We start from the raw sequence: 19,803 nt of genomic DNA, 5'->3' as shown, positions 1-19,803 counted from the left end.
CTAAAATTATTGGCGCTGCAAGCCGAATAACGAGGGGTGGTTGAATAAAGCATGCCTCCGTTTCTGCCCGTAATCCGTATACTAATTCTACGAAGAGAAACTCATTTGTGGCGATATTTCACGAATTTCGCTTGAAATTTGGAGCAAACAGTATACTGATTGCGCAGGAGGTTCCATGCTGAAGCCGAGTGACAATCTGGTGGATGCCATCTGTTCCGACCTGCGGTTGAAGCTGCAGCGGAGTGCGATTTCTCCGTTCGATCGATTGGTCGATACGGAGATCGCTGCGGCGAAGGGCATTTCCCGAATGCCGGCGCGCGAGGCGCTGTTACGGCTGGTGGCCGAGGGCTATCTGGTCGGCACGACTCGCGGTTTCATGGTACGGGAATTATCGCCGGAGGACATTTCCGGCCTGTTCGAAGTGCGCAGGCAGCTCGAGCCCAGGGCGGCGGCGAGTGCGGCGCGCGACATGACGCCCGAGCTCGAGGAAGAGCTGACCGCAGCAATGAGGCGGATTGAGCAGGCCCTTGGTCGAGGCGACATTCCGGCGCTGCTGGCCGCCAACCTGGATTTCCGGAATGCGTGGCTCAAGGCCGTCCGCAATCTGCATATGGCGGCGACGATTTCCCGTTTCATGGATTATTTCCAGTCGGTGCGGCTCGGAACTTTTGCCGATCCTAATACTGCCGGGCAGTATATGGATGGGCTGTCGCGCATCCATGCAGCCTTTCTGGCGCACGATCCGCTGATGGTGCAGGACCGGATGATGCTTTTCATGTTCGCGGCGGAGGAGGCCTATCTCTCCGTTCGCCGGCGCCAGTTGGAAGCGGAGGCGAAACATTCCGCCCGCAGAAAAAACGCCAGATGAGGAACGGTATGATCATCAAGCAGCATCCGCTCAAGGGGCCGAGCAGGTTGAAGCTCGGAGTGTTTTCCGCCAATGCGGATGGCGGCCTAGCCATCACCGACGTGCCGGAACGCTGGCAGGCGCGCTGGGAGGACAATCTCAACGCCGCACAGATCGCCGATCGCGGCGGACTCGATTTCTTCCTGCCGATCGCCCGCTGGAAAGGGTTCGGCGGCAAGAACCGGGTACGCGAATGGTCCTTTGAGACCTTTACCTGGGCGGCCGGGCTTGCTTCCGTCACGGAGCGGATCGGGCTTTTCATGACGGTGCACGTGCCGCTCGTGCATCCGCTCTATGCTGCGAAGGCGCTTGCCACGGTGGACCATATCAGCAGCGGTCGTGCCGGCCTCAACATCGTCTGCGGCTGGAACCCAAAGGAGTTCGGCATGTTCGGCGTACCTTTGGTGGAGAAGGGATACGATCAGGCGGCGGAATGGCTGGAGATCATGGAACGGGCCTACATGTCGGACACGCCGTTCGACTATGAAGGCACCTATTACAAGCTGAAAGACGTCGTCAGCCGCCCGGCAAGCCTCCAGTCGCCGCGGCCGGTTACCATGAACGCCGCCTTTGGCGGGCCGGGCCGTGATTTCGCGGCGAAGAACTGCGAATATCTCTTCACCACCTTCACCGAGATTTCCGAGGCCGGGAAGCATGTGGAAGACATCAAGAGCCGGGCAGAGAAGCTTGGCCGCGATGTCGGCGCCTACACGGTCTGCCATGTGGTCTGCCGCGAAAGCCAACAGGAGGCGGAGGACTATTATGAGCGTTATGCCGTGACGCTTGCCGACCAGGAGGCGGTCGAGGCGCACATGGCGGGCAAGAAGGAATTCTCCCAATCACACGACAGGGAATCCTATGATCGATACCGCAAGCGGTTCGCCGGCGGCGCGGGCGGTTATCCGCTGGTCGGCACGCCAGAGAAGATCGTCGAAGATATGATCGCCATTTCCGAACAGGGGTATTCCGGCATCGCCATGTCCTTCGTCAACTATACCTATGAGCTGCCTTTCTTCTGCGACCGGGTCATGCCGCTCCTGAAAAAGGCGGGGCTGCGGGTTGAATGACCATGAATTCCGTCAACGAAGAGGTCGAGGCGACGCGGCTCGCTTTCCGTGAGGGGATGTCGCGACTGGCTGCGGCTGTGAACGTCGTTACGACCGATGGGCCGGGCGGGCTCGCCGGCTTTACTGCGTCGGCTGTCTGCAGCGTAACCGACCGGCCGCCGACGTTGCTCGTCTGCCTCAACCGGTCGAGTTCGGTCGCCGGCATGTTCGAGAAGAACCGCGTGCTCTGCGTCAACACGCTCGCCGCCGGCCACGAGGCGGTGTCGAAACTGTTTGGCGGATCGACGCCGCAGGAGGATCGCTTTGCTGTCGGCGACTGGATCGTGGGGACCACGGGCTCGCCACGGCTCACCGGTGCAATCGTCGCATTCGATTGCGAGGTGGAGAATGCGATCCAGAGCGGCACGCATCATGTGCTGTTCTGCCGGGTGATCGGCGTCGCCCACGGCGCGGATGATGACGAAGCGCTCGTCTATTTCCGCAGGCGCTACCATCACTTGAAATGAACAGGCCGGGCGGGGGCGCCGGGCCCCTCGTTTCTTACCTCGCCTTGGCGACGATCTCGCCGAGCACCGTGTCGAAACGGTCGATCTCCTCGAACTTGTTGTAGTGTACCATGGAGACGCGCATGCAACCGGCCTCCATCGTGAGGCCAAGGCGCTTCATAAGGCGCGGCGCGAACATGTGGCCGTCGCGACTGCCGATACTGTTCCTGCCAAGTTCGGCGGCGAGATATTGCGGCGTCAGGCCGGGAATATTGAAGCAGATGGTCGGCACGCGCTTCTCGACCTGTGCCTCGTCGGAAATGCCGTAGATTTCTGCGCCATGCTTCTTCAGAACGGAGAGCATCTTCTTGGACAGCGTCTGCTCGTAGGCGCGGATCGCACCCATGGCGGCGGCGATCGCGTCGCGGCGGGAATGTTCGCCGGAGGGCAGGAACTCACGACCGAGCTCCTCGAGGTAGCGCACGGCGGCATCCATACCGGCGACGTTTTCATAGGTGAAGGTGCCAACCTCGATCTTGTAAGGCGGAACGTCCGGAATGAAGTCTTCCTTGAAGGTCGGCAGCTTCACCAGTGCGTCGTAGCGGCCCCACAGGAAACCCATATGCGGCGAGAAGTTCTTGTAGCCTGAGCAGACGAGATAGTCGCAACCCCACGCCTGCACATCGATCAGGCCGTGCGGGCCGTAATGCACGCAATCGAGGAAAACTTCAGCGCCGGCCGCATGCGCCAGCTTGCCGACGGTTGCGACATCGACGATCGTGCCGATCGAATGGGCGGTGACGGTGCAGGCGACGAGTCGGGTCTTGTCGTTCAGGAGCGGCTTCAAGTCTTCGGGATGCAGCATGCCGTCATCGCGCATCCTCCACCAGACGATCTTGGCGCCATCTGCTTCGAGCGCCAGCCATGTGGCGATGTCGGCGTCATGGTCCATGTCGGTGACGATGATCTCGTTACGCTCGTCGAGCATCTTGGCAATACCGAGGCTGACGAGGCGGATGAAGGAGGTTGCGTTCAAGCCGAACGAGATTTCTTCCGGACGATAGGCGTTCACCAGCAGGCCGACGCTGACCCGGCCCTCTGCCACCGTGCGGTCGACGCCCTGGCTGTGCAGGTAGGGCGCCATGCGCTGCACGTTGCAGTCCACAAGATGAGCGGCCACGGCATCGACAACCGTTTGGGGAACCTGCGCACCGCCGGCGTTTTCGAAGAAGATGAAGTCCTTGTATTTTTGCAGCGCCGGAAACTTGGCGCGGACCTTCTCGACCGGAAAAGCCTTGGCGATGTTGTCGCCGGCCGTGACATGCGTGTTCATGGAATTCTCCCAGATGCAGATTTTGGATGAAATACGGCGGCAGGTGACAAGAAACTATCCTCTGTTATCCTTGCTTCACTGCCGAATGAGCATTTGATCAAACTTTCAGATGTTCTATTGTGCCCTCGGGATTTGATCAAGGGAGAATCGCGTTACGGGACTAGGGTGTTCGGACAGCGAGAAGACTTGAAGAGCGCGGCCTCTTATGCGAGGCCTGGTTGTGATGTGAAAGAATTAGAGGACAGGAATGGCGGATACGGGGCTTTCGAAGGTGACGTCGCGCGTGACCGTTCAGGATACGGTCTATGAACAGTTGCGCCGCGCGCTCATGTGGGGCTCCTTCGCGCCCTCGCAGGCGATCACCATTTCGTCGCTGGCAACCGAGTTCGGCACCAGCCATATGCCGGTGCGCGAGGCGCTCCGGCGGCTCGCGGCAGAGAACGGCCTGGAGATCGGCCATAACGGATCCGCCCGGGTTCCGGCCGTCTCGCGCCGGCGGCTCGATGATCTCTGCCAGGCGCGTATTGCCCTTGAGGGATTGGCGACAGAACTTGCTGCGGCACATATGACCGGCGAGGACATCGACCGCTCCGAAGCGCTCGCCCGTGAGCATGAGGAGACCGGCAAGGCCGGCGACGTCTATGGCATGCTGCGCAAGAACCAGGCCTTCCATTTCGGCATATACGAGATGTCAGGTTCCGAAGTGCTGCCGCAGCATATCGAGATGCTCTGGCTGCGTTTCGGCCCCTACATGCGGATGCTGACCAATTACGTGGAAAAGGAATTCGACAAGGGTGTCGTACACCCCTTCTCATCCTATCATTTCCAGATCGTGGAGGCATTGCGCGAGCGGGATGGCGCGCGCGCCAGGGAATTGATGGTCGGCGATATTCTCGCCACACAGGTTCTCTTGCGAGACATGTGCCCGGATTGACCCCGGCGCGGTCTCCGGGGTCATATCTCTTATTGGCGGCTTACTGGGCGAGGCCCAGCGAGGCGAGATATTCAGCTGAAGCCGGAATCTTCGACTTGTCCTTGATCTCGACGATCAGGCGCGGATTGCTGGTGAGGTCGGCAAGTGCCGCGAAGACCGACCGCCAGTGAATGTTGCCTTCGCCGAGCGCCCAGTGGCGGTCGGCGTAACCGTCGGCATCCTGCAGATGCACGTGCTGCAGCCGATTGCCGGCGGCTTTCACGTAATAATCGACCGGCGGCGCACCGGTGGAGCCGTGAGCGTATTGGGCGTGGCCGGTATCGATCGAGACGGCGACCGCGGGTGAGTTGAAGCTCTCGGCAAGTGCCACGCGGGCATGCTGGTCGATGTCCTCGATGTTTTCGAGGACGATCACGGCGCCGATATCTTCTGCCTGCTTGACGGCGTCGCGCATGGTCAAATGCACGTGTTCGATCATCCGGTCGTGCTCGCCTTTGTTGTTGTCCAGGTTGTTGTAGGACCAGGTGGAATAGGGGCTGTGGGCGACCATCTGGGTGGCGCCGATGGCGGCACAGACATCCAGGCCCTGTCTCAGGCGCCTGGCGACGACGGCACGAATATCCGGGTCTTGCGAGGCGATGGTAAAGCCCCAGAACGGTCCATGGATGCCGAGACGGCCCTGGTAGCCGTTGAGCAGTTTCCTGGCACGCTCCGCAAGTGCCGCCCAATCGCTATTGAGGACATCGGCCGTAGTGAAGTCCTGCAGTTCGAGATCGCGCTGCTTCTCGAAAAGCCAGCTGCGGTGAATTTCGAGCTCGTTCAGCGTCATTGCGGCGCCGATCACGGGAAGGGAAGACATGGAAAAACTCCATCGGAACAGAGGAAATGTCGGGAGGGGCGTGCCGGAGAAAAGACCCAGCGCGGGTTCCATGCCAGAATTTTGTGTCGGCAATATTACATTTGTAACACGGTTTCGCGAAATTTGCATCCGTGTTCAATTTCATCAAATCGCAAAAATAGTGTCACGGAACTGATACACGGTCCCGCGAAATACCCCCGCAATTTCGGGGTAGTGGCGAGCGAAGAATTCTCTTCCCACCGTTGCAGGCCAGGGGCGCGATCCTCCAGGCGGAAAAGCCAGACTCTCCGAGCAGCATTTCGGCTCCCGTGCGCGAGAGCTGAACGAGTCCGATCATCAACCTGAAGCCAAAGGAGAGACTTCCATGGTCAATCTTACCCGTCGCAGCACGCTCGGCCTGGCCGGCGCTGCTGCCGGCTCGCTGATCCTGCCCCGCTTCTCGATTGCCCAGGGTGGAAAGCGCCCATCCGTGACGATCGCCGTACAGAAGATTACCAACAACAACACGCTCGACATCTGGTACGAGCAGTCGAATGTCGGCGAGCGCGTCTTCTTTCCGAACCTCTGGGAAGGCCTGATCCTGCGCGACTGGATGGGCAATCAGGGTCCTGTTCCGGGCCTTGCGACCGAATGGAAGCGCATCGACGACAAAACCATCGAGCTGAAGCTGCGCCAGGGCGTGAAGTTCCACAATGGCGACGAACTGACGGCCGATGACGTCGTGTTCAGCTTCTCCAAGGAGCGCGTCTTCGGCAATACCGAACCGGCGGGCGGCAAGACGATCTTCGCTGACGAGCACAAGCCGGCGACCGTCAAGGAACTGCCCGCATCCGTGCCCGGCGTAGGCCGTCGCCTGTGGCCGGCGCTCGCCGGGATCGAAGCCGTCGACAAGTATACTGTGCGTCTGCACAACGCGACGCCGGACGTGACGCTGGAGGGCCGCCTCTATTCCGGCGGCAGCCAAATCGCCAACCGCCGGGCCTGGAACGAGGCGGCCAGCTATACCGAATGGGCACGCAAGCCTGTCACGACCGGCCCCTATATGGTCGGCGAATACAAGCCGGATGTATCGCTGACGCTGGTGGCATTCGACCAATACTGGGGTGGCCGCCCGCCGCTCGAGCAGATCCGCTTCGTCGAGGTTCCGGAAGTCGCTTCCCGCGTCAACGGCCTGCTCTCCGGCGAGTACGATTTCGCCTGCGACCTTCCGCCGGACCAGATCGCTGCCGTTCAGGCCGCTTCCGGCCTGGAAGTCCAGAGCTCGACCATTTGGAACCATCGCGTTTCGGTCTTCAATGTCCAGAACCCGGTTCTCGCCAATCCGCTGGTGCGTCGCGCGATGACGCATTCCATCGACCGCAAGGCGATCGTCGAAGCGCTGTGGGCAGGTAAAACCGTGATCCCGGCAGGGCTGCAGTTCGAATCCTTCGGCGCAGCGGACATGTTCATCGAAGGCTGGGCACCGCCGGAATACAACCCCGAACTGGCGCGGGACCTGTTGAAGCAGGCCAATTACAAGGGTGATGCCATACCCTACCGCCTGCTCAACAACTATTACACCAACCAGACCCCCAACGCGCAGATCATGGTCGAGATGTGGAAACAGGTGGGCCTGAACGTCGAGATCGAGATGAAGGAGAACTGGGGACAGATCCACGATCCGGCCGGCGTCAAGGGCGTCCGTGACTGGTCTGCCTCCAACACCATCAACGATCCGATCACGCCGATGGTCGTGCAGTTCGGGCCCAACGGCGAAGTCCAGCAGAAGAAGGACTGGACCAATGCCGAGCTGAACCAGCTTTCCACGGTGATGGAAACCTCGACCGATCGTGGGCTGCGCAAGAAGGCGATCGCCCGCATGCTGGAAATCTGCGAGCGCGAAGACCCCGTCTATCAGGTTCTGCACCAGAACGCCGTGTTCACCGGCATGAAGTCCTCGCTGAAGTGGAAGGCCGCTCCGGCCTTCGCCATGGACTTCCGTGCATCGAACTGGGTTCTCTGACCGGGTCCTTCCATTTCGCTCCGGCGGCCTATCGGTCGCCGGGGCCTTTGTTTTTCAATGATGAAAATGCCTCACGGGCCGGAGACGGCAGGAGGCAGGATTGGGAGCGGATATGGGTGCAGCATCGTCCAATCTCGTGGAATTGCGCGACCTGAAAGTCGCCTTCGACGGCGTTCAGGTCCTGCATGGCATCGACCTCGATATCCGGCGGGGCGAGGCGCTGGGGCTCGTCGGGGAATCGGGTTGCGGCAAATCGGTCACGTGGCTTGCGGCCCTGGGACTGTTGCCCGGGAAAGCCAGCGTTACCGGGTCGGTCCGATTGGAGGGCCGTGAAATCTCCGGCGCCTCACGTGAAGCCTTCGAGCAGGTGCGGGGCGGGCGGATCGCGATGATCTTCCAGGACCCTTCGAGTTCGCTCAATCCCGTGCTGCGTATCGGCCGCCAGATCATCGAAGCGTTGGCCCTTCACCGCGGGCTCAAAGGCGAGGCGGCCAAGGCCGAGGCGCTTCGGCTGCTGGACATGGTGGGCATTCCCGATCCGCGCCGACGCTTCGATCTCTATCCCCATGAGTTCTCCGGCGGCCAGTGTCAGCGTCTGATGATCGCCATGGCGCTGGCCGGCGAACCGGATTTGCTGGTCGCCGACGAGCCGACCACTGCGCTCGATGCGACGATCCAGGCGCAGATACTCGATCTCCTGATCCAGTTGAGAGCCGAAACAGGGATGGCGACGGTCTTCATCAGCCATGACCTCGGCGCCGTCAGCCAGGTCTGTGAACGGGTATGCGTCATGTATGCGGGCCGGATCGTCGAGGAAGGCACCACCGCACAACTCTTTTCCGAGCCCCGGCACCCCTACACGCGCGGCCTGTTCGATGCGATCCCGCGGATCGACGGTCCGCGCCAGAGGCTCATCCCGATACCGGGTACGGTTCCCAATCCCAAACATCTGCCGGAAGGCTGTGCCTTCTCGCCGCGCTGTTCGCGGGTGGCCGAAGCCTGCCGCAGCGAGCGTCCGCCGCTCCTGTCTTTGAGCGACGGAAGGCAGCTTGCCTGCACACGGCCGGTAACGGTCCAGGAGACTGCCGGGACAAAGACCAGAGTAGCGGAGGAAATGCTGCAATGACCGCGCTCATAGAAGCGGACAACCTCGTTCGCATATACCAAATCCGCCGTGGCCTTTTTGGCCGGCCGCATCCGGTTCGCGCCGTGGATGGAATTTCGCTGGCCATCAAGCCGGGTGAGACGCTCGGGATCGTCGGCGAATCCGGTTCCGGCAAATCGACGCTCGGGCGCATGCTGCTCGGCATCGACACCGCCCAGGGCGGAGAAATCCGCTTCGAGGGCAAACCCATGCCGCCGCTCCGTACGCCCGAATGGCGGACCTTGCGCGCCAAAATGCAACTTATCTACCAAGACCCGCTGGCTGCGCTCGATCGCCGTCTGACGATCGCGGAGCAAATCGGCGAACCGCTGGAGGTTCACAAGCTCATTCCGAAGCAGCATCAGGCCGCTCGCGTCGCCGAGCTGATGGCTGCGGTCGGCCTGCGTCCGGATCAGGCGGGGCACTATCCGCACGAGCTTTCCGGCGGGCAGCGCCAACGTGCCGTCATCGCCCGGGCGCTCGCCGCGCGCCCAAAGCTTCTCGTCTGTGACGAGCCGGTTTCCGCGCTCGACGTCTCCATCCAGGCCCAGGTCGTCAACATGCTGCGCGACCTGCAGGAAGCAAACGGCATAGCCATGGTCTTCATCAGCCATGATCTCAAGGTCGTGCGCAACATCGCCGATCGCGTGGCGGTCATGTATCTCGGCCGGATCGTCGAGGAAGCGTCGTCCGACGTCATCTTCCAGTCGCCCCAGCATCCCTACACAAAGGCGCTCGTTTCGAGCGTTCCGGTTCCCGGCAAGCGCCTGGAAGGGCGCGTCATCCTTCAGGGCGAGCCGCCGAACCCGGCCAACCGTCCGCCCGGTTGCGCCTTTCATCCGCGCTGTCCGTTGGCACGCGACATCTGCCGTACCGTCGTGCCGGAACTTAGGCAGATCGGCGGCGGCCGGACGGCTGCCTGTCACGTGGTGGCGGGTGAAACCGCGGCGATCGCGGCATAAGGGAGGTTGCGATGATCCGTTTCATAGCCGTGCGAATCCTCCGGGCAGCGATCACCATCCTTGCCGTCGTGACCTTCGCTTTCGTCGTCCTGCGCATGTCGGGCGATCCGGCGCAGGTGATGCTCGGTCCCGATACGCCGCAGGAATCCGTCGATGCTTTCCGCCGCGCCTGGGGCCTCGACCAACCGCTGTGGATACAGTATCTCGCCTATATCAAATCCATTTTCACCGGCGATTTCGGCGTGTCGATGCGCGACAAGGCGTCCGCGCTGGAGCTCGTCCTCCAGCGGGTGCCCGCGACGCTGCAGCTCACGATCCCGGCATTGTTGCTGAAATTGGTGATCGGCATTCCCGCCGGCGTCTATGCGGCGCTGCATCGCCAGAGCTTCACCGATCGCGGGGTGATCCTGCTTGCTGTTTTCGGCTTCACCATTCCGTCTTTCGTCATGGGCCTTCTTCTGGTGCTCATCTTCGCGGTTATCCTGGGTGTGCTGCCCTCCGGCGGCCAGGACACTTGGGTTCATGGCATCCTGCCGACGCTCACGATGAGTATCGGGGGCATCGGCATCCTTGCTCGCTTCTCCCGCAGCGCGATGATCGAGGTGATGGGGCAGCCCTATATCCGCACCGCTTCGGCCAAGGGCCTGAAATGGCATGACGTCGTCTGGAGCCATGCGCTGCCGAATGCCGCGGTGCCGATCGTCACGATCGTCGGCTTCATGGTGGGCTCCCTGATCGCCGGCGCGGTGGTCGTCGAATCGATCTTCTCGTGGCCGGGAATCGGACGCCTGCTGATCGTCTCGGTCAGCAATCGCGACCTCGCCGTCGTGCAATGCATCCTGCTGATCATCGCAGCCGCGATGGTCGTTTCCAATCTGGCCGTCGACCTGCTCTATGGTTGGCTCGACCCCCGTCTTCGCTCAGCCGCGTCGCATTGAGGAGAACTGAGATGGCTTCGATCGATCTGTCGGGCACCCTGCGGGCGCCGCGCTGGTATGCGGCATTCATCACGCGGATTCGCCGCAATCTGCCATTCACCGTCGGCCTTGGCATTCTCTGGCTTTTCGCCATGGTGGTGGTCGCTATTTTCGCCGATCAGATCCGCCCGTACAATATAACGGCTATGGATCTGACGAGCCGCCTTTCGCATCCGGGCGGATTGAAACATCTCCTCGGCACGGACGAACTTGGCCGCGACGTTCTTTCGCGTCTCATCCAGTCCATCCGCGTATCGCTGGTCATCGCCTTCGGGGCGACGATCATCTCCGCGGTGTTCGGCACCGTGCTCGGTTTCGCCGCTGCGCAATTCCGCGGGTTCGTGGAACACCTCGTGCTCGTGCTGGCCGATTTCCAGGCAGCGCTGCCGTTTCTCATCATGTCTCTGGCCGTGCTTGCCTTCTTCGGCTCCTCCATGGTGCTGCTCGTCTGCCTCATGGGGTTCTACGGCTGGGAACGTTATGCGCGCATCGCCCGCGGCCTCGCGATCTCCGCCGGCGCGCAAGGCTATGCGGCCTCGGTGGTGCACCTCGGCGCGACGCCTGCGCGGGTCTATCTCCGCCACATATTGCCGAACGTCGCCTCGACGCTGATCGTCTCCATGACTTTGACCTTCCCGGAAATCATCCTGATGGAAAGCGGGCTTTCCTTCCTCGGCCTCGGCGTTCAGCCGCCGGAGACGAGCCTCGGCAACATGGTCGGCTTCGGCCGCGAATATCTGACCCGCGCGCCATGGATCATGCTCGCGCCGTCGATCGTCATCATGCTGACCACGCTGTCGATCAGCATTGTCGGCGACTGGCTCCGCGACAAACTCGACCCGACCATTTCGTAACCCTGCGAGGGCGGGGGTGAGTCAGGGAAGTGGCAAGGGACCGGCAACGATGCGGTGTAAAATACGGCGGAATCCGGCCCTGTTTCATAAACTCGCCACTTGAGTTTCCGTAATCATGCCGTTAAATCTCACGCCACCAGGACCGGGCCCCTCTGACAGTTCATCCTTGAACTGTGATGTCGGACTGGATTGTCCAACTTGGGTGCCTGGAGTTCGTGGACATCACGCGACGATAACGGCGGTGACCTACGACAGGCGGTATGCCGGTCGTAAGCGTTCCAAGCTCGTCTCGATCCACGGTGAGGGCACTCACCCGCGCTAATAGATTGGGTGCCAAATGATGGAATTCTTTACGCCGGAGGCGGTATCCGCCCTCCTGCAAGTTATCATGATCGACCTCGTGCTGGCCGGCGACAATGCGATCATCATTGGTCTTGCCGCCGCCGGCCTTCCGAAGGACCAGCGTGCCAAGGCGATCCTCGTCGGTATCATCGCCGCGACGATTCTGCGTATCGGCTTCGCGCTCGCCACGACGCAGCTTCTGCAGATCGTCGGCCTGCTGCTCGCCGGCGGCATCCTGCTGCTTTGGGTCTGCTGGAAAATGTGGCGCGAGCTGCGCACCCCGCATCACCATGAGGAAGAGGCAAGCGAAGCGCTTGCCAATGCCGATCTCAACGCGGACGGCTCGGTCGCCGGCGGGGCGCCGCGCAAGACCTTCGCGCAAGCTGCGTGGCAGATCATCATTGCCGACGTGTCCATGTCACTCGACAACGTTCTGGCCGTCGCCGGTGCCGCCCACGAGCATCCCGAGGTCCTGATTTTCGGCCTTGTTCTATCGATTGCTCTCATGGGTGTTGCCGCAAGCTTCATCGCCCGCCTGCTCAACAAGCATCGCTGGATCGCCTATGTCGGTCTCGCCGTCATCCTCTACGTCGCGCTTGAAATGATCTGGCGCGGTGCCCACGAGGTCCTGCCGTATCTCGGGATGTGATCATCTTGGAATGGCACGGCAAGCTGCCGTGCCATTCCATTTCCGGGTGGCCGGTTCCGCCCGTCTTTCCCGAACCGTTTTCCCTGGCTCAACCAAAACTTATGCCGCGGCAGCAGAACCTATTCGTCAGGCCGCTGATCTGCTTTTATGTCTTCATCCGAGCTTTGGCGCCTGGGCGCCGGCCGCGTTGCGGGTGGAATACGCGGGTTCGATTTTGGAGGAGATGGGCCCGTCCGCAGGGCGCTCGTGAGTGATCATCTGGGAAAGCTATGACCGAACCCTGTTACGATGTCGCCCATCTGGGCCATGTGGAACTCTATTCAGACCGTTTCGACGAGACGCTCGATTTCTTCACCCGCGTCTATGGACTGACGGAAAGCGGTCGCGAGGGCAACAGCGTCTATCTGCGTGCTTATGACGATTATGAATTCCACACGCTGAAACTCACCAAGCATCATACGACCGGCGTCGGCCATATCGGCTATCGTACCGCTTCTCCGGAAGCGCTGGAGCGCCGCGTCAAGGTGATCGAGGAAAGAGGCTGGGGCGTCGGCTGGACCGACGGCGACCTCGGCCATGGCCGCGCCTATCAGTTCAAGAGCCCGGATGATCATCTCTTCGAACTCTATTTCGACACCAGGGAATATGTGGCGCCGCCGGAAGAAAAGCCGGCGCTGAAGAACATTGCACAGCGTTACCATGGCCGCGGCGCGTGCCCCCGCCGCCTCGATCACGTCAACCTGCTTGCCGCCGACGTCAGCCAGATCCGCGAGTTCATGACAACGGCTCTGGGCAGCCGCGTCACCGAGATGATCCAGCTCGACAACGGCCGTCTCGGCGGCTGCTGGTTCACCATCAACAACAAGACCTACGATCTCGCTTGCTCCGAGGATCATACCGGTTCGCATGGCCGCTTTCACCACGTCACCTATGCCTGCGACCAGCGCGAGGACATCCTGCGCGCCGCGGACATCTTCCTGGAAAACGGCGTGCATATCGAATCCGGCCCGCACAAGCATGCGATCCAGGGCACGTTCTTCCTCTATGTCTGGGAGCCGGCGGGCAACCGCGTCGAGCTCGCCAATTCCGGCGCCCGCCTGATCTTGCGTCCCGATTGGAAACCGGTCGTCTGGACGGAAGCCGAGCGCAAGAAGGGCCAGGCCTGGGGCATGAAGACGATCGAGACTTTCCATACGCACGGCACGCCGCCCGTCGCGCACAAGTAAGAGGTATCCCATGGCAAAGACAGCATTGGTCATCAGCGCCCATTCGGCGGATTTCGTCTGGCGTTGCGGCGGCGCGATCGCGCTGCATGAGGAAAAGGGTTACGAAGTCACGGTCGTCTGCCTCTCCTATGGCGAGCGGGGCGAAAGCGCCAAGCTTTGGAAAAACCCGGGCATGACGCTGGAAAAGGTGAAGGCCGCCCGCCGCAAGGAGGCGGAAGCTGCTGCCAAGGCGCTCGACGTCACCGATATCCAGTTCTTCGACCTTGGCGACTATCCGCTTGTCGTGGATCAGGAAGCGAAGTTCAAGCTGGTGGACGTCATCCGCAAGGTGCAGCCGGAATTCATGCTTTCCCATTCCAAATGGGATCCCTACAACACCGACCATATGTACACGACGCAGGTGGCGCTCGATGCCCGCATGATCGCACAGGCCTGGGGCCACAATCCCGGCGAAAAGGTCCTCGGTGCGCCGCAGCTCTATCTCTTCGAGCCGCATCAGACCGAACAGATGGAGTGGAAGCCGGACGTCTTTCTCGACATCTCGCCCGTCTGGGAGAAGAAGTGGGCGGCCATCCAATGCATGGAGGGCCAGGAGCACCTCTGGGATTTCTACAAGAACGTCGCCGAAAACCGCGGCAATCATTTCATGCGCAATTCCGGCGGTCAGTCCGGCGGCCGCAAGTCGACGCATGCGGAAGGCTTCCAGTCGGTCTTCCCGCGCACTGTCGATGAACTCTGATAAGGGATGAACTCTGATGTCGGTCGTCGTTCAGAATATCGAGCGCGCGGATCAGTCGGTGATCGACCGCCTGGCCGCCTGCGGCGTCGCCACGGTGCATGAGGCGCAAGGCCGAAAGGGCCTGTTGGCGAGCTACATGCGGCCGATCTATCCGGGTGCCCGTCTGGCGGCAAGCGCCGTCACGATCTCGGCGCCTCCCGGCGACAATTGGATGGTTCATGTGGCAATCGAGCAGATCAAGGCCGGCGACATCCTGCTGCTGGCCCCGACCAGCCCCTGCGAAGACGGTTATTTCGGCGACCTTCTCGCCACGTCGGCGCTGGCACGGGGCTGTAAAGGCCTGATCATCGATGCGGGCGTTCGCGATGTGGCTGACCTGACCGAAATGAAATTCCCGGTCTGGTCGAAGGCGATCTTCGCACAGGGGACGGTCAAGGAGACGCCCGGCTCCGTCAACGTGCCGGTCGTCTGCGCCGGCGCCTATGTCCGTCCGGGTGACGTGGTCGTCGCCGACGACGACGGCGTGTGCGTCGTGCTGCGCGAAGAGGCGGAAGCGGTGGCGAAGAAGGCGGAAGCGCGCGTTGCCGCTGAGGATGACAAGCGTAAGCGGCTTGCAGCCGGCGAACTTGGGCTCGACATCTACGACATGCGCGGCCGGCTCGCTGAAAAGGGTTTGAAGTATATTTGAGTGGTCCGTTGCACGTCATCCTCGGGCTTGTCCCGAGGATCTACCCATATCGACCGTTTGCAGATCCCCGGGACAAGCCCGAGGATGACGGCGGAGAGGGTTGAAGCCTTTTCCGACATACCCGGCAGCGAAATTGCTTCTCCTTTTCCGACAGGGGAGAAGAGGGAGATGACAATGACTGAAACCGAAACCGGTGTCCGGTGCATGTGGATGCGCGGCGGCACGTCCAAGGGCGGGTATTTCCTGGCGGAGGACCTGCCGACCGATCGCGATGGCTTTTTGCTGCGGGTCATGGGATCGCCCGATCCGCGTCAGATCGACGGCATGGGCGGCGCCCATCCGCTGACCTCCAAGGTCGCGGTGGTGCAGAAATCCGAGCGGGAAGGAGTCGATGTCGATTATCTCTTCCTGCAGGTTTTCGTCGATCAGCCGATCGTCACCGATGCGCAGAACTGCGGCAATATCCTTGCCGGCATTGGACCCTTTGCCATCGAGCGCGGGCTGGTGCCGGTGAAAGGCGAAAAGACCGAAGTCTCCATCTTCATGGAGAATACCGGGCAGATCGCGATCGCTACGATCGAGACGCCCGGCGGCAAGGTGAACTACAAGGGCGATGCGAGGATCGACGGCGTGCCGGGGACATCCGCACCGGTACCGATCGTGTTTGCCGATACGGCCGGCTCCTCCTGCGGCGCGCTGTTGCCGACCGGAAATGCCGTGGACGAGATCGAAGGCGTCGCCTGCACGCTGATCGACAACGGCATGCCCTGCGTCGTCATGCGCGCCGACGCGCTCGGCATCACAAGCACGGAAAATCCGAAGGAACTCGAGGCGAACCAGGAATTGCGCGCCAAGCTGGAGGCGATCCGGCTGAAGGCTGGGCCTCTAATGAACCTTGGCGATGTCGCCAGGAAATCCGTGCCGAAGATGACGATGGTTTCGCCGGCGGCCGCAGGCGGAGCGATTTCCACGCGCACCTTCATTCCGCATTCCTGTCATGATGCGATCGGCGTGCTCGGCGCCGTCAGCGTCGCGACGGCCTGCCTGCTGCCGGAAGGTCCGGCGGCAGAGCTGGCGGTCATTCCGGATGGGGATGAGAAGCTTCTGTCGATCGAGCATCCGACGGGTGAGATGAGTGTCATCGCCACCATGAAGAATGGCGAGGTCGATCGCGCGGCGGTGCTGCGCACGGCGCGCAAGCTCTTCGACGGTGTGGTTTTTGGCGATTAGCATGGGGCAAGGAATATGAAAATCGCATTCCTGGGCTTCGGCGAAGCGGCGCGTGCCTTCCATGACAGCCTCGCGCCGAAGTTCGATGACGGCGAATTCCAGGCTTACGACCTGCTGCTCGACAGGGCCGAAAACGCCGGAGAAATGCAGGCGGCGATGACGAGCCGAGGCGTGAAGCCCGCTGGATCGCCGGCAGGGCTTGCCGATGCCGAATGGATATTCAGCGCTGTCACCGCCGATCAGAGCCTCGCTGCGGCGCAGTCGATCGCGCCGCATCTCGGTCAAGGCGCGCTCTTCATCGATATCAATTCCGTCTCGCCCGACCGCAAGCGCGAGACCGCCGCCCTGATCAATGGAACGGGTGCGGACTATCTCGATATGGCCGTCATGGCGCCGGTGCACCCGAAAGGCCACGCCACGCCGGTTCTGCTCGCGGGCAAGCTGGCGGCCCCGCTTCTGGAGCGGTTTCAAGGTCTCGGATTCAATGCGGACGTCGCCGGTGAAGCGCCGGGTTCGGCGACCGCCATCAAGATGGTGCGTTCCGTTTTCGTCAAAGGCCTGGAGGCGATCACCATCGAGGCGCTGCTCGCCGCGGAAGCCTCCGGCTGTTTCGAGGAGATCGTTTCTTCGCTGTCTCAGAGCTTTCCCGGCCTCGACTGGTCGAAATTCCCCGATTATCAGTTCGAACGCACAACCCGGCACGGCCGCCGGCGCGCTGCCGAAATGCGAGAAAGCGGCGCCACGCTTGATGCGCTCGGTCTCAATGGCGGTATTGCGCGGGAGACCGCAGCCATCCAGGACGCTATGGCGGCGAGCGGCGTGAAGCCGTCCGGTGATCTTCGAGACACCGTCGCCCGTGTTCTCGCGGCGCGCCGGACGGCGAAATAGCGGCCGGTATCCCTCAAACGCGTCTTGTATACCCGCCGGCTTTTCGAGCCGGAATGCGCGCTGTTTTTCCCTTCTCAACCGCCTGTATACACTGCACTTGGCCAAATCGTCGGATATCGCTAAGATTTCCGGATCGACAGGCGCAGGTTGCGCCGCCCTCGCCACAGGCAAAGGTGCTGATTTGGAAGAGAGTGCAAGAACAACCCACACGATGCGCGCGCTGATGGAGCTGCGGAAGAAGATCCTCAGCGGCGACTATCCCGGCGGCACCCGGCTCTTCGAGGTTCCGCTCGCCGAAACGCTGCAGATTTCCCGCACGCCGGTGCGCGAGGTCATGTCGCGCCTGGCGGAAGAAGGACTGCTCGATCGTCTGGCGAATGGCGGCTTTGTCGTGCGGAGCTTCACCTATGCGGATGCGGTCGATGCGATCGAGCTGCGCGGCGTGCTGGAGGGTACGGCTGCGCGGCTTGCTGCAGAACGCGGCGTTTCTCAGGCCGGGCTTGATCAACTCCGTGAGCTGCTGGCACGACTGGAGGATTGTTTCGGCCAGGCTTCGGATGACGTGGATCTGGAAGCGTATTCCGAGGCGAATGCAAAATTTCACACCGCGCTTGTCGAGCTCTCCGGCAGTACGGTGATCCAACGCGAAGTCGAGCGTGCGACGCGGCTTCCCTTCGCCTCTCCCTCCGCTTTTCTCTCCGGGCGGGCGCATGTCGCGGCCTTTCGCCAGTCTCTCCATATCGCGCAGGATCAGCACCGATCGATGGTTTCGGCGATTGCCGGACGGGAGGGCGCGCGCGCGGAGTTCATCGCCCGCGAGCACGCACGGATTGCCCGGAAGAACCTCGAATATGCCGTCTTCGAGGATCCGGAACTGATGCTTATGGTTCCTGGCCTCGTCCTCCTCAATTCCTGACGGATTCCCTTATCGGTTTTCCACCTGCCGGCGGCCTTCGGTTTACCATCCGGAGGCCGATCGTCAGCCTGCCGAATATTTTCCCTTGAATTTGTCCGCTGATGTCGTCATGTATACATGACACTTCAAACCATAGGGAGGAATTCCGTGACCCAAGCCAATCTTACGCAAGTTTTGAAGGATGCCGGCAACACTGTCGAGCATCTGCGCAACTCCAAGACCGGTATCTATGTATACCCGGTTGTCGCCCCGGAGTTCTCCAACTGGCGTTCGGAACAGGCCGCATGGCGCGAAGGCGCCGTTCTCTTCGACCAGTCTCACCACATGGACGAGCTGATCGTCGAAGGTCCGGATGCGGCAAAATTCCTCGAAAGCCTGGCGATCAACAGCTTTGCGAATTTCGGCGTCGACCGCGCCAAGCACTATGTTCCTGTCACACCGGCGGGCCATGTCATCGGCGACATGATCATCTTCCGGGAAACGGAGGAGAAGTTCGTCCTCGTCGGCCGCGCGCCGACCGCAAACTGGCTGCTCTACAACGCCTCCCTCGGCAAGTATAACGTCAAGCTGACGCACGATCCGCGTTCTCCGTCGCGTCCGGACGGCAAGCTGGTCACCCGCGTTCACTATCGCTTCCAGATCCAGGGTCCGGATGCGCCGAAGGTCTTCGAAAAGATGAACGGCGGCCCGATCCCGGAGATCAAGTTCTTCCATGTCGATTGGATCAACGTTGCGGGCCGCAAGGTTCAGGCCTTGCGTCACGGCATGGCCGGCGCACCGGGGCTCGAAATCTGGGGTCCGTATGCGGAGAAGGACGAGGTCCGCGCCGCTATCCTGAAGGCCGCCGAAGAAGCAGGCGTCGACCTGCGCCCGGTCGGCAGCCGCGCCTATGCCACCAACACGCTGGAATCCGGCTGGATTCCGTCGCCGCTTCCGGCGATCTATACCGGCGAAGAGCTCCAGGCCTATCGCGACTGGCTTTCCGCCCAGAGCTATGAAGCCAGCGGCTCGATCGGCGGCAGCTTCGTCTCCGACAATATCGAAGACTACTATCTGAACCCCTACGAACTGGGTTACGGCGTCTACGTCAAGTTCGACCATGACTTCGTCGGTCGGGCCGCCGTTGAAAAGCAGAAGCAGACACCGCAGCGCCGTAAGGTGACGTTCGAATGGAACTCGGACGACGTCGTGAAGGTCATTGCTTCGGCCTTCCAGCCCGGCGAGCAGGCTGCCAAATGGATCGACTTCCCGCTTTCCAACTACGCTTCGTCGAGCTTCGACAAGGTTCTGAAGAACGGCAAGGTCGTCGGTCTCTCCATGTTCAACGGTTACAGCTACAACGAACGTTCGATGCTGTCGCTCGGCGTGGTCGATGCCGATATCAAGGAGAACGACATCCTGACGCTCGTCTGGGGCGAGCCGGATGGCGGCACTTCCAAGACCTCGGTCGAGCAGGGTCACGGCCAGGCCGAGATCCGCGTCCGCGTCGCGGCCGTTCCCTACGCTCAGGAAGCCCGTGAAAATTACGCCGAAAGCTGGCGCACAAAGAAGGCCCTCTAATCACGAGGCGTGCGAGAAAGCATTTTCTCGCACGCCGCTCC

Annotated in this window: 19 protein-coding genes; 17 read left to right on the top strand and 2 right to left on the bottom strand. The window is 61.5% G+C overall.

The window, feature by feature from the left end:
* Positions 1–175 precede the first annotated feature (175 nt).
* Genes ACMGE0_RS10655 through ACMGE0_RS10645 form a run of 3 tightly spaced genes read left to right on the top strand, consistent with a single transcriptional unit; the run spans position 176 to position 2,480 of the window.
* Entirely contained in the window at positions 176–868 is a 693-nt protein-coding gene (locus ACMGE0_RS10655) for a GntR family transcriptional regulator (RefSeq protein WP_436815815.1), read from the top strand.
* An 11-nt stretch (positions 869–879) separates the two neighbouring features.
* On the top strand, positions 880–1,974 hold the full coding sequence (locus tag ACMGE0_RS10650; RefSeq protein WP_436815889.1) for an LLM class flavin-dependent oxidoreductase: 1,095 nt from the start codon (positions 880–882) through the stop codon (positions 1,972–1,974).
* Positions 1,971–2,480 (top strand): flavin reductase, encoded by a 510-nt coding sequence (locus tag ACMGE0_RS10645; RefSeq protein ID WP_436815814.1) that lies wholly within the window; start codon positions 1,971–1,973, stop codon positions 2,478–2,480. The genes ACMGE0_RS10650 and ACMGE0_RS10645 overlap by 4 nt, the downstream gene beginning before the upstream one ends.
* Before the next feature lie 34 nt (positions 2,481–2,514).
* On the opposite strand, the gene ACMGE0_RS10640 is transcribed toward ACMGE0_RS10645, so the two are convergent.
* Positions 2,515–3,792, bottom strand: coding sequence for a cysteine desulfurase-like protein (locus tag ACMGE0_RS10640; RefSeq protein ID WP_436815813.1), 1,278 nt, complete (start codon positions 3,790–3,792; stop codon positions 2,515–2,517).
* Between the two features lie 247 nt (positions 3,793–4,039).
* On the opposite strand from ACMGE0_RS10640, the gene ACMGE0_RS10635 reads away from it, so the two are divergent.
* Positions 4,040–4,726, top strand: a complete 687-nt coding sequence (locus ACMGE0_RS10635; protein WP_436815812.1) for a GntR family transcriptional regulator — start codon at positions 4,040–4,042, stop codon at positions 4,724–4,726.
* A 40-nt stretch (positions 4,727–4,766) separates the two neighbouring features.
* Here ACMGE0_RS10635 and ACMGE0_RS10630 read toward each other — a convergent pair whose 3' ends face one another.
* A complete protein-coding gene (locus tag ACMGE0_RS10630) occupies positions 4,767–5,585 on the bottom strand; it encodes a sugar phosphate isomerase/epimerase family protein (protein WP_436815811.1) in 819 nt (272 codons plus the stop codon).
* 364 nt (positions 5,586–5,949) lie between these two features.
* On the opposite strand from ACMGE0_RS10630, the gene ACMGE0_RS10625 reads away from it, so the two are divergent.
* The 13 genes from ACMGE0_RS10625 (at position 5,950) to ligM (ending at position 19,762) form a co-directional block, all read left to right on the top strand.
* Positions 5,950–7,587, top strand: coding sequence for an ABC transporter substrate-binding protein (locus tag ACMGE0_RS10625; protein ID WP_436815810.1), 1,638 nt, complete (start codon positions 5,950–5,952; stop codon positions 7,585–7,587).
* Between the two features lie 112 nt (positions 7,588–7,699).
* Positions 7,700–8,713, top strand: coding sequence for an ABC transporter ATP-binding protein (locus ACMGE0_RS10620; protein ID WP_436815809.1), 1,014 nt, complete (start codon positions 7,700–7,702; stop codon positions 8,711–8,713).
* Positions 8,710–9,693 (top strand): ABC transporter ATP-binding protein, encoded by a 984-nt coding sequence (locus ACMGE0_RS10615; RefSeq protein WP_436815808.1) that lies wholly within the window; start codon positions 8,710–8,712, stop codon positions 9,691–9,693. Before ACMGE0_RS10620 ends, ACMGE0_RS10615 begins: the two co-directional genes overlap by 4 nt.
* Positions 9,694–9,704: 11 nt before the next feature.
* Positions 9,705–10,631 carry an ABC transporter permease gene (locus tag ACMGE0_RS10610; RefSeq protein WP_436815807.1) on the top strand — a complete coding sequence of 309 codons (927 nt, stop codon included), beginning with the start codon at positions 9,705–9,707 and terminating at the stop codon, positions 10,629–10,631.
* An 11-nt stretch (positions 10,632–10,642) separates the two neighbouring features.
* Positions 10,643–11,524 (top strand): ABC transporter permease, encoded by an 882-nt coding sequence (locus ACMGE0_RS10605; protein ID WP_436815806.1) that lies wholly within the window; start codon positions 10,643–10,645, stop codon positions 11,522–11,524.
* Between the two features lie 337 nt (positions 11,525–11,861).
* Positions 11,862–12,515 carry a TerC family protein gene (locus ACMGE0_RS10600; protein WP_436815805.1) on the top strand — a complete coding sequence of 218 codons (654 nt, stop codon included), beginning with the start codon at positions 11,862–11,864 and terminating at the stop codon, positions 12,513–12,515.
* Between the two features lie 269 nt (positions 12,516–12,784).
* A complete protein-coding gene (locus ACMGE0_RS10595) occupies positions 12,785–13,741 on the top strand; it encodes a VOC family protein (protein ID WP_436815804.1) in 957 nt (318 codons plus the stop codon).
* Positions 13,742–13,751: 10 nt separating this feature from the next.
* Complete coding sequence (locus tag ACMGE0_RS10590) at positions 13,752–14,480, top strand: PIG-L deacetylase family protein (protein WP_436815803.1); 729 nt, start codon at positions 13,752–13,754, stop codon at positions 14,478–14,480.
* 16 nt (positions 14,481–14,496) lie between these two features.
* Positions 14,497–15,168 (top strand): 4-carboxy-4-hydroxy-2-oxoadipate aldolase/oxaloacetate decarboxylase, encoded by a 672-nt coding sequence (locus ACMGE0_RS10585; RefSeq protein WP_436815802.1) that lies wholly within the window; start codon positions 14,497–14,499, stop codon positions 15,166–15,168.
* Positions 15,169–15,342: 174 nt separating this feature from the next.
* Positions 15,343–16,398, top strand: coding sequence for a 4-oxalomesaconate tautomerase (locus ACMGE0_RS10580; RefSeq protein WP_436815801.1), 1,056 nt, complete (start codon positions 15,343–15,345; stop codon positions 16,396–16,398).
* A 15-nt stretch (positions 16,399–16,413) separates the two neighbouring features.
* Positions 16,414–17,286 (top strand): NAD(P)-dependent oxidoreductase, encoded by an 873-nt coding sequence (locus tag ACMGE0_RS10575; RefSeq protein ID WP_436815800.1) that lies wholly within the window; start codon positions 16,414–16,416, stop codon positions 17,284–17,286.
* Positions 17,287–17,497: 211 nt separating this feature from the next.
* Entirely contained in the window at positions 17,498–18,202 is a 705-nt protein-coding gene (locus ACMGE0_RS10570) for a GntR family transcriptional regulator (protein WP_436815799.1), read from the top strand.
* 147 nt (positions 18,203–18,349) lie between these two features.
* Positions 18,350–19,762: a vanillate/3-O-methylgallate O-demethylase gene (ligM, locus tag ACMGE0_RS10565; protein WP_436815798.1), complete on the top strand. Its 1,413-nt coding sequence runs from the start codon at positions 18,350–18,352 to the stop codon at positions 19,760–19,762.
* Positions 19,763–19,803: the final 41 nt, after the last annotated feature.

It is taken from the genome of Neorhizobium descurainiae (genome assembly GCF_051400715.1).
Classification (GTDB): domain Bacteria; phylum Pseudomonadota; class Alphaproteobacteria; order Rhizobiales; family Rhizobiaceae; genus Neorhizobium.
This window is presented reverse-complemented; position numbering and strand designations above follow the sequence as displayed.